The organism is Azospirillum sp. BE72 (assembly GCF_031455875.1).
Taxonomy (GTDB): Bacteria; Pseudomonadota; Alphaproteobacteria; order Azospirillales; family Azospirillaceae; genus Azospirillum.
The window spans coordinates 131929-146997 of record NZ_JAVDTO010000015.1; the positions used below are offsets into that span (position 1 = coordinate 131929).

Here is a 15069-nt window from a genome sequence, read left to right on the forward strand (position 1 = left end):
ATTTTGCAAAAGCTTCCGATATGCGGAATAGATGGGGCAGCAAACAACACCGATTTTCACACGGAGCCGGAGCATGAGCGCCGACACCCGCGGCAAGCCGAACGAGACCGCCGGCAGCGACGAGACGGGCACGAAATCCAGCCTGCAGCGTGGGCTGGCGATCCTGCGGCTGCTGGCCTCGTCGAACGAAACGGGGGCGCGGCTGACCGACATCGCCCGCGCGCTCGACCTCACCCCGCCGACGGTGCACCGCCTGCTGAAGATCCTGGCGGAGGAAGGGATGGTGGAGCCGGACCGGGCGACCAAGCGCTACCGCCTGGGCATCGACCTGTTCGGATTGGCGGCCCAGGCCGGCAACCCCAACAACCTGCGCGACATCTGCCGGCCGATCCTGCTGCGGCTGTCGGCGACCCTGCGCGACACCATCTTCCTGCTGGTGCGCAGCGGCTTCGACGCGGTGTGCCTGGACCGCAGCGAGGGGCCCTTCCCCATCCGCTCCTTCACCGGCGACATCGGCGGCCGGGTGACGCTGGGCGTCGGCCAGGGCAGCCTCGCCATCATGGCCTTCCTCCATGCGGAGGAGCGGGAGGAGGTGATCCGCTTCAACCTGCCGCGCATGCAAGGCGTGGGCATCATCGACGAGGTCTATCTGCGCACGGAAATCGCACGCGTGCGGGATTTGGGCTATGCCAGCCGTTCGACCGGCCTGCTGCCGGGCATGTCCGGCGTTGCCGTTCCGGTGCTGGACCGCGACGGACACGCGGTGGCGGCGCTCAGCGTCGGCACGATCAGCGAGCGGCTGAACGAGGAACGGCTGCCGGTGGTGGTCGACATCCTGAAGCGTGAATCCGCGGCCATCAGCCGGCAGTTGAACCCCTTCGACCCGGTGCTGCGCCGTCCGGCCGCGGTGCTGGGCAGCGGTTCGGCATAGTGGCGGGGGCCGGCGCGCGATGAAGGGCGTCAAGAAGGCCAACCTTCCCACCAAGACCTGCCCGGTCTGCAACCACCCTTTCACCTGGCGGAAAAAATGGGAGCGGGTGTGGGAGCAGGTGAAATACTGCTCCGACCGCTGCCGGGGGAATGCCGGAAAGCGGGTGGGGCCATCGGATGGCACGTTGTGACAAGCCGGACCATCCGCCAGAATCTTGACCGAATCGCCAGGAACGAGTGCCCTTGTTTTAGCCAATTGCCCGTATTCCGACCGGGCAGAGGGCCGGGATCACCTGACTGGCCACAGTTCCGTCGATGGCATTTCCGTTGCATTTGCATGTCCGGCACGCACGCTCCCATGGATCGGGGTAACATTCCCGGGTAATCATGGGAGTCGGCGATCCAGACGCCCTGCTGCCAAGCACGGGCTGCCGACGATACGCGGCCAACGAGACTCAGCGACGAAGGGGACTTACGATGTCGGTTCGGGGGATGGGGGATCTGGGCATGAGCGTCTTTGGAATGACGCGCCGTGCGGTGCTGTGCGGCGTAGCCGCGGTCGCCTTCGCGGCGGTGGCGGGCGGCTCCCTGCCGGCATTCGCGCAAAGCAAGCTGAAGGTCGCCGGCATCTACACCGTTCCGATCGAGCAGCAGTGGGTCAGCCGCATCCATGTCGCGCTGAAGGCCGCCGCCGACCGTGGCGACATCGAGTATGTCTGGGCCGAATCGGTCGCCAACACCGACTATGAGCGCGTGATGCGCCAGTATGCCGAAGCCGGCCAGCAGTTGGTCTTCGGCGAGGTGTTCGGGGTGGAGCGCGCCGCCCGCGCCGTCGCCAAGGACTATCCGAAGACCGCCTTCGTCATGGGCTCCAGCTTCAAGCCGCAGGAGCCGAACTTCTCGGTCTTCGACAACTACATCCAGGAACCCGCCTATCTGTCCGGCATGGTCGCCGGTGGCATGACCAAGTCGAACATGATCGGCATGGTCGGCGGCTATCCGATCCCCGAGGTCAACCGCCTGATGAACGCCTTCATGGAAGGCGCGAAGGAGGTCAACCCGCAGGTCAAGTTCTCGGTCAGCTTCATCGGCTCCTGGTTCGACCCGCCCAAGGCCAAGGAAGCCGCCTTCGCCATGATCGACCGCGGGGCCGACGTGATGTACGCCGAGCGCTTCGGCGTGTCGGATGCGGCCAAGGAGCGCAAGGTGCTCGCCATCGGCAATGTCATCGACACCCAGCCGCAATACCCGGACACCGTCGTTGCCAGCGCCCTGTGGCACATGGAACCGTCGGTGGAGCGCGCCATCGCCGCGGTGAAGGCCGGCAGCTACAAGGCCGAGGATTACGGCCCCTACAGCATGATGGCGCACAAGGGCTCCAGCCTCGCGCCGCTCGGCACTTTCGAGGCGAAGGTCCCCGACGCGATCAAGGCGAAGGTCAAGGAGCGCGAGCAGCAGATCCGCGACGGCAAGTTCACCGTGAAGGTCAACGACGCCGAGCCTAAGTCGACGATGTGACGCCAGGCGCATTCCCGATGTCACCACCCGTGAAAGGCGGGCCGGAGGTCGTCCTCCGGCTCGCCGGCATTTCCAAGCGGTTCGGCCCGTTGCTCGCCAACGACGACATCTCGCTGACGCTCCGCGCCGGCGAGGTGCTGGCTTTGCTGGGTGAGAACGGCGCCGGCAAGACCACCCTGATGAACATCCTCTTCGGCCATTACGTCGCCGACGAGGGCAGCATCGAGGCGTTCGGCCGCCCCCTGCCGCCGGGCTCGCCCCGTGCGGCGCTGGAGGCCGGCATCGGCATGGTCCACCAGCATTTCACCCTGGCGGACAATCTGTCGGTGCTGGACAACATCGCGGTGGGGACCGAATCGCTGTGGCGCTGGCGCTCCGACCGGGGCGCCGCCCGCCGCCGGCTGCTCGACCTGTCCCAGCGCTTCGGGCTGGAGGTACGGCCGGACGCGCTGGTCGGCGACCTGTCGGTCGGCGAGCGCCAGCGGGCGGAGATTCTGAAGGCGCTCTACCGCGACGCCCGCATCCTGATCCTGGACGAGCCGACCGCGGTGCTGACGCCGCAGGAATCGGCCGGGCTGTTCGACACGCTGCGCAAGCTGACCGCCGACGGGCTCGCCATCGTCTTCATCAGCCACAAGATGAACGAGGTCTTCGCCGCCAGCGATACCGTCGCCGTGCTGCGCGCCGGAAAGCTGGTCGCCACCCACGCCACCGCCTCGACCGACCGCACCAAGCTGGCCGAGCTGATGGTCGGCCGCAGCGTCAAGCCGCCAGCCCCCGCCCCGCTCAGCCCCGGCGAACCGGTGCTGGAACTGGCAGGCGTGACCGTCGCCTCCGGCCATGGCCGCCCGCTGCTGGACGGCGTCGACCTGACGGTGCGGCGCCATCAGGTGGTCGGCATCGCCGGTGTGTCCGGCAACGGCCAGACCGCGCTGGCCGAGCTGGTCAGCGGCCTGATCCGCCCCGGCTCAGGCCGGCTGTCCTTGAAGGGCAGCGTGGTCGAGCATGCAAACCCGGCCGACATGGTCCGGCGCGGCGTCGCCCGCATCCCGGAGGACCGCCACAGCGCCGGCCTCGTCGGCTCCATGGCGGTTTGGGAAAACCTGATCGCCGAGCGCTATCACGACTCCGCCTTCTCGCGCTTCGGCGTGCTGCGGCGCACTGCGGCGCGGATCTATGCCCGCAAGGTGATCGAGGAATTCGACGTCCGCTGCCCCGGTCCCGACGCCCGCACGCAGCTGCTGTCGGGCGGCAACATGCAGAAGCTGATCCTGGGCCGCACGCTGGCCCATGGACCGGACCTGATCCTGGCGAGCCAGCCGACGCGCGGGCTCGACATCGGTGCGGTGTCCTATGTCCACAGCCGGCTGCTCGATGCCCGCGCTGCCGGGGCCGGCGTCCTGCTGATCTCCGAGGATCTGGACGAGATTCTGGCGCTGGCCGACTGCGTCACCGTCGCCTATCACGGACGCCTCACCCCGCTTCTGCCGCATGACCGGGTATCGGTCAGCCAGCTCGGCCTGCTGATGGCCGGGCATTGGGACGTTTTGCGCGACATTCTGCCGGAGACCCAATTGGAGCATGGCGATGCGGCTTGAACCGCGCACCGATACCCCGCTCGCCCTGCGGCTGCTGGCGCCGGTGGGCGCCGTGGTGGCGGCGCTGGCGCTCTGCGCCCTGCTGGTCGCCTGGACCGGCGCGCCGGTTCTGCGCGCCTACGGCCTGCTGTTCGAAGGCGCCGTAGGCTCCCGCTTCGCCCTGACGGAGACGCTGACCCGCGCCACCCCGCTGATCCTGACCGGCCTTGCTGCCGCCGTCGCCTTCCGCGCCAAGTTGTGGAACATCGGCGCGGAGGGGCAGCTCTACATGGGCGCGCTGGCCGCCGTGGTGGTGGGCGGCGGCATGCTCGACCTGCCCGCCTGGGCGCTGATCCCGGTGGTGATGATCGCCGGCATGGCGGCGGGCGGCGTCACCCTGCTCGGTCCCGCCGTCCTCAAGGTCCGCTTCGGCGTCGACGAGGTGGTGACGACCCTGCTGCTGAACTTCGTCGTCCTCCTGCTGGTGTCGATGCTGCTGGAAGGGGCCTTGAAGGACCCGATGGGCATGGGCTGGCCGCAGTCGGCCCCCGTCGCCGAGGCGGCGGAACTTCCCAAGCTGGTGGAGCGCACCCGCCTGCATGCCGGGCTCGCCATCGCGCTCGGCCTGTCGGTGCTTCTGTGGCTGGTCGATACCCGGACCATCTGGGGCTACGAGAACCGGGCGGTCGGCGCCAACCCGCGCGCCGCCGCCTTCGCCGGCATGCCGGTGACGCGGATCATGCTGCGCACCGCCCTGCTGTCCGGTAGCCTCGCCGGGCTGGCCGGGGCGGCGGAGGTCTGTGGGCTGAAGGGCTACCTGACGCTCGACCTGTCGCCGGGCTTCGGCTACAGCGGCATCGTCGTCGCCATGCTGGCACAGCTGCATCCCATCGGCGTGGTCGGGGCGGCGCTGTTCATTGCCGGCATCTTCGTCGGCGCCGACGCCATGAGCCGCGCCATGCCGGTTCCCAACTACATCGCCGACGTCCTGGTCGCCGCCAGCCTCTTGTGCATGCTGGTCGCCGGGCTGCTGGCGCGCTACCGGCTGCGGCGGGGGTAAGGGGTCATGGATTTCCTGTCGATCATCCTCGACATCCTGCTGTCGGCCGCCTTCTGGACCGCGGTGCTGCGCATCGCCACCCCCTATGTGCTGGGCACGCTGGGCGAGCTGCTGTGCGAACGGGCCGGCGTGCTGAACCTCGGCATCGAAGGCATCATGACGCTGGGCGCCATGGCCGGCTGGATGGCGGTCTACCAGGGGGCTGATCTGTGGACCGGCGTGCTGGTCGCAGCATTCTGCGGCGCCCTGCTCGGCCTGCTGCATGCGGCGCTGACCGTGCCCCTCGGCCTGTCGCAGCATGTGACGGGCATCGGCGTGACGTTGCTGGGCACCAGCCTGTCCTATTTCGTCTATCGCCTCGTCCTGCCGCAGGCCAGCACCCCGCCAACCGTCGAGCCCTTCCAGCCGCTGGCCCTGCCGGGCGCCCTGGCCCAGACGCCGCTGACCTATCTGGCGTTCCTGTTGGTGGCAGTGGTCGCCTATGTCCTTTACCGCACGCCGGTCGGGCTGGCGGTGCGGATGGTCGGCGAGAATCCGGCCGCGGCGGAGGCGCAGGGGCTGAACGTCACCGCCATCCGCATCGGCGCGGTGATGGCGGGCAGCGCGCTGATGGCGCTGGCCGGCGCCTTCCTGACCCTTTCGGCCTTCAACGCCTTCTTCTTCAACATGGTCAACGGGCGCGGCTGGATCTGCATCGCGCTGGTGGTCTTCGCCTCCTGGCGGCCGGGCAAGGCGATGCTGGGCGCCCTGCTGTTCGCGGTGTTCGACGCGCTGCAACTGCGGTTGCAGCAGGCGAGCGGCGGCGTCCTGCCCTACCAGCTGTTCCTGATGATGCCCTACCTGTTGAGCATCCTGGCCCTGGTTCTGGTGGCCCGCCGGGCCTCCTACCCGCGCGCCCTGATGATCCCGTACCGCAAAGGAGAACGCTGATGTTCGACCTGATCCTGCGCCGCGCCACCCTGCCGGATGGCCGCAGCGGCATCGACATCGGCATCCGGGGTGGCCGCATCGCCGCCGTCGAAGCCGGATTGGCGGGTGAGGCTGCCTCGGAAATCGACGCCACCGGCCGGCTGGTCACCCCGCCCTTCGTCGATTCCCATTTCCACATGGACAGCACGCTCAGCTACGGCCTGCCGCGCGTGAACCAGAGCGGCACGCTGCTGGAGGGCATCGCGCTGTGGGGCGAGCTGAAGCCGCAGCTGGTGCAGGACGCCATCGTCGAGCGGGCACTCGCTTACTGCGACTGGGCGGTCGGGCGCGGCCTGCTGGCGGTGCGCAGCCATGTCGACGTCTGCGATCCGCGGCTGCTGGCGGTGGAAGCCCTGCTGGACGTGAAGAAGCGGGTCGCCCCGTACCTAGACCTGCAGCTGGTCGCCTTCCCTCAGGACGGCGTCCTGCGCTCAGCCGGCACGGAGGAGCTGCTGGTGCGAGCGCTGGACATGGGCGTCGACGTGGTCGGCGGCATCCCGCATTTCGAACGCACCATGGCCGACGGCGCCGCCTCGGTCCGGCTGCTCTGCGAGATCGCGGCGGAGCGCGGGCTGCTGGTCGACATGCATTGCGACGAGACCGACGACCCGCTGTCCCGCCATGTCGAGACCTTGGCCTACGAAACGCAGCGGCTGGGGCTGCATGGCCGGGTGACGGGGTCGCACCTGACCTCCATGCATTCCATGGACAACTACTATGTCTCCAAGCTGATCCCGCTGATGGCCGAGGCTCGGCTGGGGGTGATCGCCAACCCGCTGATCAACATCAGCCTCCAGGGCCGTCACGACACCTATCCCAAGCGCCGCGGCATGACCCGCGTGCCGGAGCTGATGGCCGCCGGGCTGACCGTCGCCTTCGGCCACGACTGCGTGATGGACCCCTGGTATCCGCTTGGCTCCGGCGACATGCTGGAGGTGGCGCATATGGGCCTGCATGTCGCCCAGATGACCGGCCAGGACGGCATCAAGGCCGCCTTCGACGCGGTGACGGTCAACCCTGCCCGCCTGCTGCACCTGGACGGCTACGGGCTGGAACCGGGCTGCAACGCCGATCTGGTGGTGCTCCAGGCAGGAAACCCGGTGGAGGCGATCCGCACCCGCGCCGCCCGCCTGTTCGTCCTGCGCCGCGGCCGGATCGTCAGCCGCTGCGAGCCGGTGCAGGCGAAGCTGAACCTGCCGGGCCGACCGGAGACGGTCGATTTCCTGCTGAACCGGGGTTGAGAGCGAGACAGGGCCGAAATCCCCTCTCCCCCCGGGGAGAGGGGGATTTTCCCAGGCGTTAAGCTCGTTACCCCTTCAAAAAGTCCCGAAGCGCGTCGGCCACCGCGCGCATCTCCTGCTCGGTGCCGATGGTCACGCGCAGGCAGCTCGGCAGGCCGTAGGACGGCATCTGGCGGACCAGGATGCCGCGGGCCTTCAGGAACTGGCGGGCGGCCTCGGCGTCGTCCTTGCCGGCGGGCTGGCCCTTGAAATCGACCAGAACGAAGTTGGTCACGCTGGGGTGAACCGTCAGGCCAAGCTCCCGCACGGTGGCGGAGAACCACTCGCGCCACTGCTCATTGTGGCGGCGGGAGCGGTCGAGGAACTCGGCATCCTCCACCGCGGCGATGCCGGCGACATGGGCGGCATTCGACACGTTGAAGGGGCCGCGCACCCGGTTCAGCACGTCGACGATCCCGGCCGGGCCATAGCACCAGCCGATGCGCAGCGAGCCCAGCGCGAAGATCTTCGAGAAGGTGCGGGTCATGACCACGTTGGGGAACTTCTCCACCAGCTCCTCGCCGGCGGTGTAGTCGTCCTTGTTCATGTATTCGGCATAGGCCGCGTCGATGACCAGGATGACGTCCGGCGGCAGGCCGGCATGCAGCCGCGCCACCTCCGACGCCGGCAGGTAGGTGCCGGTCGGGTTGTTCGGGTTGGCGAGGAAGACCAGACGGGTGCGCGGGGTGACGCGGGCCAGCAGGTTGTCGACGCTGGCGGTCAATCCGTCCTCCGGCGCCGTCACCGGGGTGGCGCCGACCGACTTGGCGCCGATCGGGTACATCAGGAAGCCGTGCTGCGAATACAGCACCTCGTCGCCCGGACCGGCATAGGAGCGGATCAGCAGGCTGATGATCTCGTCCGACCCGGCGCCGCAGACGATGCGGTCGGCGTCCAGGTTGAAGCGCTTGGCGATGGCGCCGCGCAGCGCCGCCGAGGCGCCGTCCGGGTAGCGGTGCAGGGTCCCGGCCGCCGCCGAATAGGCTTCCATCGCCTTCGGGCTCGGCCCCAGCGCGCCTTCGTTGGAGGCGAGGCGGATATGACCCTGATGCTCGCCGCCGACATAGGCGGCGATGTCGAGAATCCCCGGACGCGGCTGCGGGCCGTTCGGCTGGGTCATGGTCTGCTTACCTTCCGACAGATTGGATGGGCGTTGCTGGAACGTTTGGAACGGTTTGGAACAGTCCTGGCGCCGGTGTTCAGTTTCAGGACTGCGGATGCAGGATAAGGCAGGAGCCGGCCCGCCGGCTCGCCCCAATCGCGCACATCAGCCCAGAGCGAGCGGCACGGCATAGCCGCCGACGACGTTGACCCGCACCGGAATGTCGCCCGACCGTTCAAGCAGCATGGCAAGCCGGGGGTCGGCCTGCCCGACGAAGTCGGCGATCTCGACCAGATGGACGGACGGTCCGCCGCTGCTCATCCCGATGGCGTGGCCGGCCGGATGCCAGGTGCAGAAGCTGACCGGCGGCAGGCCGCAGGCCTCCAGCATGTCCTTCAGCCGGCCGCGGCTGAGGTCGCCGCCGATCTCGATGCTCAGCAGCGTGCGGTCGTCGCCGGTCGGCTCGTGCGGCACGGCGGCGATGGCGAGCGCGTCGCGGTTCTCGCCGCGGGCATTGCCGCGCCCGCCGAACGGCAGCCGCGCCACCACCTGCGGCCGGCCGGCGTCGGCCGACACCAGGAAACGCCACCAGGGATCCGAATCGTCGTCAGCCGGATAGGGCACCACGGCGACGGTGGCCGTCCCCTCAGACACCGCACGCAGGGCGGCGGCCGGGGTGTTGACGGCGGTCATCGGCACGAATCCGCCGAAATGGTCGCGGGCGACGTCCCAGAAGCCGCGGCGATCCTCCGGCGCGTAGACGGCGACGGCGAAGGGGCCCTGCATGCGGGTGAAGGCGGTGATCATCTCCCGCCAGATGCGGACGACCACCTGGGCCGGAAAGGTTCCGGCATGGCGGGCCATCAGGCGCCGCAGGATCGTCGCCTCCCGTGCCGGACGCAAGATGATCGGCTGCGTGCCGTTTTCCGCCGCGCCATTGCCCTTCGCCAACCCGATGCGTTCCACCACGGCGGCGCGGCGCATCAGCAGGTCATGGATCGCGTCGTCGATCTGGTCGATCTCGCGGCGCAAATCGTCGAGCGGGGTCCGGGCGGGGGCCATGGGTCACAAAACCATCGAAAGCAAAGCCGGTTAGTAGTAGTCCGCATGCGCTGCGAAATCAAAGAAAACATTGACACTCTTGAGCCCGGCTTCGTAGCTATACCCTCCCGTTCCGCCACAGCTCACCGAGGGTTTCCGCCAAGGCGCCGCAAGGCTTGCAAGAGGCCGGATTTCCGAAGGCAAGACCCGCTCTTAAGGCACGAAACGACATGTCCGCGCCCCCCACCGCGCAGCAGCCGCCCCTGGTCACCCCCGCGGTCGCCGACAGCCCGCTCATGCCGGGCAAGCGCGTGCGTCTGGCGGTGGACCGTCCGATGCGGCTGGACAGCGGGGTGGAGATCGGCGGCTTCCAGATCGCCTACCAGACCTACGGCACGCTGAACGCCGACAAATCCAACGCGATCTTCATCTGCCACGCCCTGACCGGCGACCATTTCGTGGTGGAGAAGCACCCCGTCACCGGCAAGCCCGGCTGGTGGGAGATGCTGGTCGGCCCCGGCAAGCCGGTGGACACCGACCGCTATTTCGTCATCTGCTCCAACGTGCTGGGCGGCTGCCTGGGCAGCACCGGGCCGAAAGACATCGATCCCGCCACCGGCCAGCCCTATGGCCTGTCCTTTCCGGTCGTCACCATCGGCGACATGGTGCGGGCGCAGAAGCTGCTGGTCGAGCATCTGGGCATCGAGAAGCTGTTCTGCGTCATCGGCGGTTCGATGGGCGGCATGCAGGTGCTGCAATGGGCGGTGGCCTATCCCGACTCGGTGTTCGCGGCGGTTCCCATCGCCACCGCCGCCCGCCATTCGGCGCAGAACATCGCCTTCCACGAGGTCGGGCGCCAGGCGATCATGGCCGATCCCAACTGGCGCGGCGGCAACTACCTGCTGGAAGGCACCAAGCCGGAGGCCGGTCTGGCCGTCGCCCGCATGGCTGCCCACATCACCTACCTTTCCGAAGCGGCATTGCACCGCAAGTTCGGCCGCAACCTGCAGGACCGCAAGGCGGTCACCTACGGCTTCGACGCCGATTTCCAGGTGGAAAGCTACCTGCGCTATCAGGGTGCGGCCTTCGTCGAGCGGTTCGACGCCAACTCCTACCTCTACATCACGCGGGCGATGGATTACTTCGACCTCGCCGCCGATGCCGGGGGCACGCTGGCGAACGCCTTCCGGCCGGGTGGCAGGACGACGCCGGTGCGCTTCTGCCTTGCCAGCTTCTCCAGCGACTGGCTGTTCCCGACCTCGGAATCGCGGGCCATCGTGCATGCGCTGAACGCCGTCGCCGCCAATGTCAGCTTCGTGGAGATCGAGACGGACAAGGGACACGACGCCTTCCTGCTGGACGAGCCGGAGTTCCATCAGGTCATCCATGGCTTCCTGGAGGGCTGCGCCGAGCATCGCGGCCTGTCCGTCCGCCGCCGCGCGCGCTGATTGGGGCAGAACGACCGACCATGGTGGACATTCGCGACGACCTGAAGCTGATCGCCGAGATGGTGGAGCCGAACAGCCGCGTGCTGGACGTCGGCTGCGGCGACGGCGCCCTGCTGGATTATCTGGCCCATGCCAAGAACGTCGACGGACGCGGCATCGAACTCAGCATGGACGGCGTGCGGCAATGCGTGGCGCATGGTCTGTCGGTGATCCAGGGCGATGCCGAGACCGACCTGAAGGACTATCCCGCCGACGCCTTCGATTACGTGATCCTGGGCCAGACGCTGCAGGCGATGCGGCAGCCGCGCGACGTGCTGCAGATGATGTGCCGCATCGGCCGCCGCGCCATCGTGTCGGTTCCCAATTTCGGCTATTGGCGGGTGCGGCTGCAGCTGTTGTTGACCGGCCGCATGCCGGTGACGGAAAAGCTGGGCTACCAGTGGTGGGAAACGCCCAACATCCATTTCTGCACGCTGCGCGACTTCGTCGTGCTGACGGAGGAGATGGGCATCACCATCGAACAAACCCGCATCCTCGACCATGCCGGCCGGGTCACCAGCCAAGCCCATTCCGGCTTCGCCAACCTGTTGGGCGAACAGGGCGTCTTCCTGCTGAAGCGCAACGGCGGGTGAATTTTCCAGCATGTGGGCGGAACCTTCCGCCTGCGATGTTGTTCTTGATACGTTCCTTTTTGATGAGGTACGGATCATGACCGCCAAGCACACTGCCGACCGGCACGACCAGTCACACGAGAATCCGAAGACTGGTGCCGACACGTCCAACCGGGACAAGAACCCCGACGACTGGACCACCGGCGACGAGCCGATGACCGGCGCCCAGGCCTCCTATCTGAAGACGCTGAGCGAGGAGGCCGGGGAGTCCTTCGAAGATGGATTGACCAAGGCGGAAGCGTCCAAGCGGATCGACGCGCTGCAGGACAAGACCGGACGCGGAAAGTAATCCCGGATTTATGCCTCTCGCGCCCCGGATGGATCCCCTCTCCCCCCCGGGGAGAGGGAGATATCCGCAATTACCCCCAGCAACCCGCGGGCATGTTGGGCTGTTAACCAGAGCGATACCGAATCCGAACGGAAGGGTCGCCCTCATGCTCCGCCCCCTGATGCTTCTGCCCGCCGCGCTGCTGCTGATATCCGGCACCGCCATGGCCCAGACCGCGCCGGCGCCCGGCGCCACCACCGACACCATGGCACAGGGCTCCGCCCCGCCGCTGATGACTGCGCCGCGGCCGGACGATCAGCCCACCACGGGGCCGGTCGCTTCCCCGCCGGGCGTCAGCGGCGAGGCCCCTTCGCAGGAGATGCAGAACCAGGCCCCGCCTGCCGGTTCGCCGCCGGTGGCCGCCCTGCCCTCCGCCGCCCTCAACCCCGATCAGGCACGGTCGATGGTCGGGACCGAACTGCGCACACGCGACGGCCAGCCGGGCGGCCGGATCCTCGACTTCACCCTCAGCCAGCCGGGCGACCGGATCGACCGCATCGTCGTCGCGCCGAACGATGTGCTGGGGTTGGGCGACAAGCTGGTCGCGGTGCCGGCCGGCGCCCTGACCAACGGCCCGGACGGGCCGGTGCTGGACATGGAGCAGGCCGACATCGGCAAGGCACCGACCTTCGCCTATGGCAGCGAGCCGACGGTGACCCGCCCCGACAACCAATAAAGCCGGACGGTCGATAACACCGGACGGCCGGAGGGGCTCAGGCGGCCGGACGGCGGCGGAAGAGGCCGGTCAGGCAGGCCACCGCGCACAGCCCGGCGCCCAGCCACAGCACCGTGACGCTGCCGTCCGCCTTGCCCACCGCGCTGAAGACCAGCCCGACCGTCGCGGCACCCAGCGTCTGGCCCAGCAACCGGCCGGTCGCCTGGATGCCGCTGGCGCCGCCGCTGCGCTCCTTCGGCGCGCTGCTGACCAGCACCTTGTTGTTCGGGGTCTGGAACAGGCCAAAGCCGAAGCCGGCCAGCGCCATGCGCCACACCACGTCCAGCGTCGCCGGATCGGGCGGCAGCAGCGCCATCAGCGCCAGACCGGTGGCGAACAGCGCCAGCCCGGCCGCCGCAAGCCGCGTCGGCTCGTAGCGGTCGGCCAGCCGGCCGGAAATTGGTGCCACCAGCGCCACCATCAGCGGCCAGGGTGTCATCAGCAGCCCGGATTCGGCCAGCGACCGGTGCAGCACGTCCTCGAAGAAGAAGGGCATCGCCACGAAGACGATGTTCTGCGAGGCGAAGGCGCAGACCGACGTGACCACGGTCAGGGCGAAGACCGGCCGGCGCAGCAAATCCACCGGCAGCAGCGGCGCCGACTGCGACAGCTCCCGCCGCACCAGCGTCACGCCCAGAGCCAGCGCACCCGTCAGTTCCGCCGCGACCAGCCAGCCGGGCTGGCTGCCGTCCACCCCCTTGAAGCCGATGATCAGCAGGCCGAGCATGCCGGCGTTCAGCAGGGCGCTCACCCAGTCGAAGCGGTGGCCGGCGGGGGTGGAGACCGGCATCGCCCGCGCCGCCACCGCCAGCGCCGCCAGCCCCAGCGGCACATTGACGGCGAACAGCCAGGGCCAGGAGGCGACCGACAGGATCAGCGCCGCCAGACTCGGCCCCGCCGCGGAGGACACCGCGACGATCATCGCGTTGTAGCCGACCCCGCGCCCGAGATGGGTGAACGGGTAGATGTGGCGGACCAGCGCCAGATTGACGCTCATGATCCCGGCGCCGCCGATGCCCTGCAGGACGCGCGCGGCGGTCAGCAGCGGCAGGCTGGGCGACAGCGCGCAGGCCAGCGAGGCCACGGTGAAGACGGCCAGACCGCCCCAATAGACCTTGCGATAGCCGATGATGTCGCCCAGCGACGCCAGCGGGAACAGCGAGACGGTGACCGCCAGCTGATAGGCGTTGACCACCCAGATGGCGCCCGCCGCATCCACCCCAAACTCGCGCTGGATCGTCGGCAGGGCGATGTTGGCGACCACCCCGTCCAGCACCGCCATGATCAGCGCGACGGTCATCGCCGCCATCGCCCAGTAGCGTTGCGGCACCGGCAGCCCGTCGGCGACGGCCGGTGGCTTCGGGACTGCGGACGGGGCGGCGGAGACGGTCGGCATGGGGGGACTGGACATGCCGGTCAGCATAGAGGCCGACCGCTGTTGCGCGGTCGCAGCAATTTCGCATGAAAGCATTGCGGAAGCCGAGCGCGGGGGTGGGACTATCTCAGACCGGAACCCCTCTCCCGCCCTCCTGTTGGAATGGGACGCGAGCCAACCTAAAGGAGCGCCACCATGACCAAGCACATCCCGCCCGTCCCACCCGAGGGCCGCAGCGACAAGGGTCCCGGCGAGCCGGCGACCAGCGCTTCGACGGATGTTGAAGCCGGCAAGCGCGATGTTCCGAACACCAAGGAGCAGGGCCAGACCGCCAACACCCGGCAGAACACCACCCACCAAGGCTACCAGCAGGATCGGTGAGGCATGAGCAAGCACAGTGAGGCGACCGACCGCCACCATGGCGGTCCCGGCAGCAGCCAGCAGAACGCCGACAAGCCGGAAGCGCCGCCGGAAAAGCACCCGCATCCGGGTGAGCCGACCAACAGCCGCCACTCCGGCACGTCAGGCGGCGGCGGAGAACGCGACCTCCACCATACGCATGATCCGAAGACGAAGCGGTAAGGTGTGACGCCCTTCCCCCCGGGATTCCCCCTCTCCCCCCCGGGGAGAGGGGATCCCAGGACGGGAGAGGGAGCCCCCTCACGACGACAGGTCCTTCAAAATCGGGCATTCCGGCCGCTCGTCGCCGTGGCAGGCGTCGGCAAGCTCATGCAGCGTGTCGCGCATCGCCTGCAATTCGGCGATCTTGGCCTCCAACTCGTCGATATGCTGGAGCGCGATCCGTTTGACCTCCGAACTGCAGCGAGTGCGGTCCTGCCAGAGCCCGACCAGCTTCTGGATCCGCTCGATCCCGAAACCCAGCGTCCGCGCCCGCTTGACGAAGCGCAGCACATTCACGTCCGTGCCGCTGTAGACGCGGTAGCCCGATGCAGTCCGCCCGGCCTCCGGGATCAGGCCGATGGACTCGTAATAGCGGATCAGCTTGGCGTTGACGCCGGAGGCCTTGGCCGCGTCGCCGATCGTCATGCCGTCCT

The 15069-nt window shown here is 68.5% G+C and carries 17 protein-coding genes; 13 read left to right on the top strand and 4 right to left on the bottom strand.

Features of this window, described 5'->3' with window-relative positions; all coding sequences use genetic code 11:
* Nucleotides 1-73 precede the first annotated feature (73 nt).
* The 7 genes from J2Y49_RS26145 (at nt 74) to J2Y49_RS26175 (ending at nt 7295) form a co-directional block, all read left to right on the top strand.
* Nucleotides 74-931, top strand: a complete 858-nt coding sequence (locus J2Y49_RS26145; protein WP_310118189.1) for an IclR family transcriptional regulator — start codon at nt 74-76, stop codon at nt 929-931.
* A gap of 19 nt (nt 932-950) precedes the next feature.
* Nucleotides 951-1121: a DUF2256 domain-containing protein gene (locus tag J2Y49_RS26150; RefSeq protein ID WP_310118191.1), complete on the top strand. Its 171-nt coding sequence runs from the start codon at nt 951-953 to the stop codon at nt 1119-1121.
* A gap of 316 nt (nt 1122-1437) precedes the next feature.
* A complete protein-coding gene (locus J2Y49_RS26155; RefSeq protein WP_310118193.1) occupies nt 1438-2448 on the top strand; it encodes a BMP family protein in 1011 nt (336 codons plus the stop codon).
* A gap of 17 nt (nt 2449-2465) precedes the next feature.
* Nucleotides 2466-4046: an ABC transporter ATP-binding protein gene (locus tag J2Y49_RS26160; RefSeq protein ID WP_310118195.1), complete on the top strand. Its 1581-nt coding sequence runs from the start codon at nt 2466-2468 to the stop codon at nt 4044-4046.
* On the top strand, nt 4030-5085 hold the full coding sequence (locus J2Y49_RS26165) for an ABC transporter permease (protein ID WP_409017912.1): 1056 nt from the start codon (nt 4030-4032) through the stop codon (nt 5083-5085). Before J2Y49_RS26160 ends, J2Y49_RS26165 begins: the two co-directional genes overlap by 17 nt.
* Nucleotides 5086-5091: 6 nt before the next feature.
* Nucleotides 5092-6015 carry an ABC transporter permease gene (locus tag J2Y49_RS26170; RefSeq protein ID WP_310118197.1) on the top strand — a complete coding sequence of 308 codons (924 nt, stop codon included), beginning with the start codon at nt 5092-5094 and terminating at the stop codon, nt 6013-6015.
* Nucleotides 6015-7295: an amidohydrolase family protein gene (locus J2Y49_RS26175; RefSeq protein WP_310118198.1), complete on the top strand. Its 1281-nt coding sequence runs from the start codon at nt 6015-6017 to the stop codon at nt 7293-7295. Before J2Y49_RS26170 ends, J2Y49_RS26175 begins: the two co-directional genes overlap by 1 nt.
* Before the next feature lie 67 nt (nt 7296-7362).
* On the opposite strand, the gene hisC is transcribed toward J2Y49_RS26175, so the two are convergent.
* Together hisC and J2Y49_RS26185 are read right to left on the bottom strand one after the other, a co-directional pair.
* Nucleotides 7363-8454 (bottom strand): histidinol-phosphate transaminase, encoded by a 1092-nt coding sequence (gene hisC, locus J2Y49_RS26180; protein WP_310118199.1) that lies wholly within the window; start codon nt 8452-8454, stop codon nt 7363-7365.
* Between the two features lie 147 nt (nt 8455-8601).
* The gene (locus J2Y49_RS26185; RefSeq protein ID WP_310118200.1) at nt 8602-9498 is read right to left on the bottom strand and encodes a chorismate mutase; all 897 of its coding nucleotides are present in this window, start codon (nt 9496-9498) and stop codon (nt 8602-8604) included.
* Between the two features lie 209 nt (nt 9499-9707).
* On the opposite strand from J2Y49_RS26185, the gene J2Y49_RS26190 reads away from it, so the two are divergent.
* The 4 genes from J2Y49_RS26190 (at nt 9708) to J2Y49_RS26205 (ending at nt 12600) form a co-directional block, all read left to right on the top strand.
* Nucleotides 9708-10925 (top strand): homoserine O-acetyltransferase, encoded by a 1218-nt coding sequence (locus tag J2Y49_RS26190; protein WP_409017913.1) that lies wholly within the window; start codon nt 9708-9710, stop codon nt 10923-10925.
* 20 nt (nt 10926-10945) lie between these two features.
* The gene (gene metW, locus J2Y49_RS26195; protein ID WP_310118201.1) at nt 10946-11557 is read left to right on the top strand and encodes a methionine biosynthesis protein MetW; all 612 of its coding nucleotides are present in this window, start codon (nt 10946-10948) and stop codon (nt 11555-11557) included.
* 76 nt (nt 11558-11633) lie between these two features.
* Nucleotides 11634-11885: a DUF3072 domain-containing protein gene (locus J2Y49_RS26200; protein WP_310118203.1), complete on the top strand. Its 252-nt coding sequence runs from the start codon at nt 11634-11636 to the stop codon at nt 11883-11885.
* 145 nt (nt 11886-12030) lie between these two features.
* Nucleotides 12031-12600, top strand: a complete 570-nt coding sequence (locus J2Y49_RS26205; protein ID WP_310118205.1) for a PRC-barrel domain-containing protein — start codon at nt 12031-12033, stop codon at nt 12598-12600.
* Between the two features lie 37 nt (nt 12601-12637).
* Here the strand turns inward: J2Y49_RS26205 and J2Y49_RS26210 are convergent, their stop codons facing one another.
* Complete coding sequence (locus J2Y49_RS26210; RefSeq protein ID WP_310118207.1) at nt 12638-14050, bottom strand: MFS transporter; 1413 nt, start codon at nt 14048-14050, stop codon at nt 12638-12640.
* A 159-nt stretch (nt 14051-14209) separates the two neighbouring features.
* On the opposite strand from J2Y49_RS26210, the gene J2Y49_RS26215 reads away from it, so the two are divergent.
* Nucleotides 14210-14395, top strand: coding sequence for a hypothetical protein (locus tag J2Y49_RS26215; RefSeq protein WP_310118209.1), 186 nt, complete (start codon nt 14210-14212; stop codon nt 14393-14395).
* Between the two features lie 3 nt (nt 14396-14398).
* On the top strand, nt 14399-14596 hold the full coding sequence (locus J2Y49_RS26220; protein ID WP_310118210.1) for a hypothetical protein: 198 nt from the start codon (nt 14399-14401) through the stop codon (nt 14594-14596).
* Nucleotides 14597-14674: 78 nt separating this feature from the next.
* Here the strand turns inward: J2Y49_RS26220 and cueR are convergent, their stop codons facing one another.
* A complete protein-coding gene (cueR, locus tag J2Y49_RS26225) occupies nt 14675-15061 on the bottom strand; it encodes a Cu(I)-responsive transcriptional regulator (protein WP_044551783.1) in 387 nt (128 codons plus the stop codon).
* Nucleotides 15062-15069: the final 8 nt, after the last annotated feature.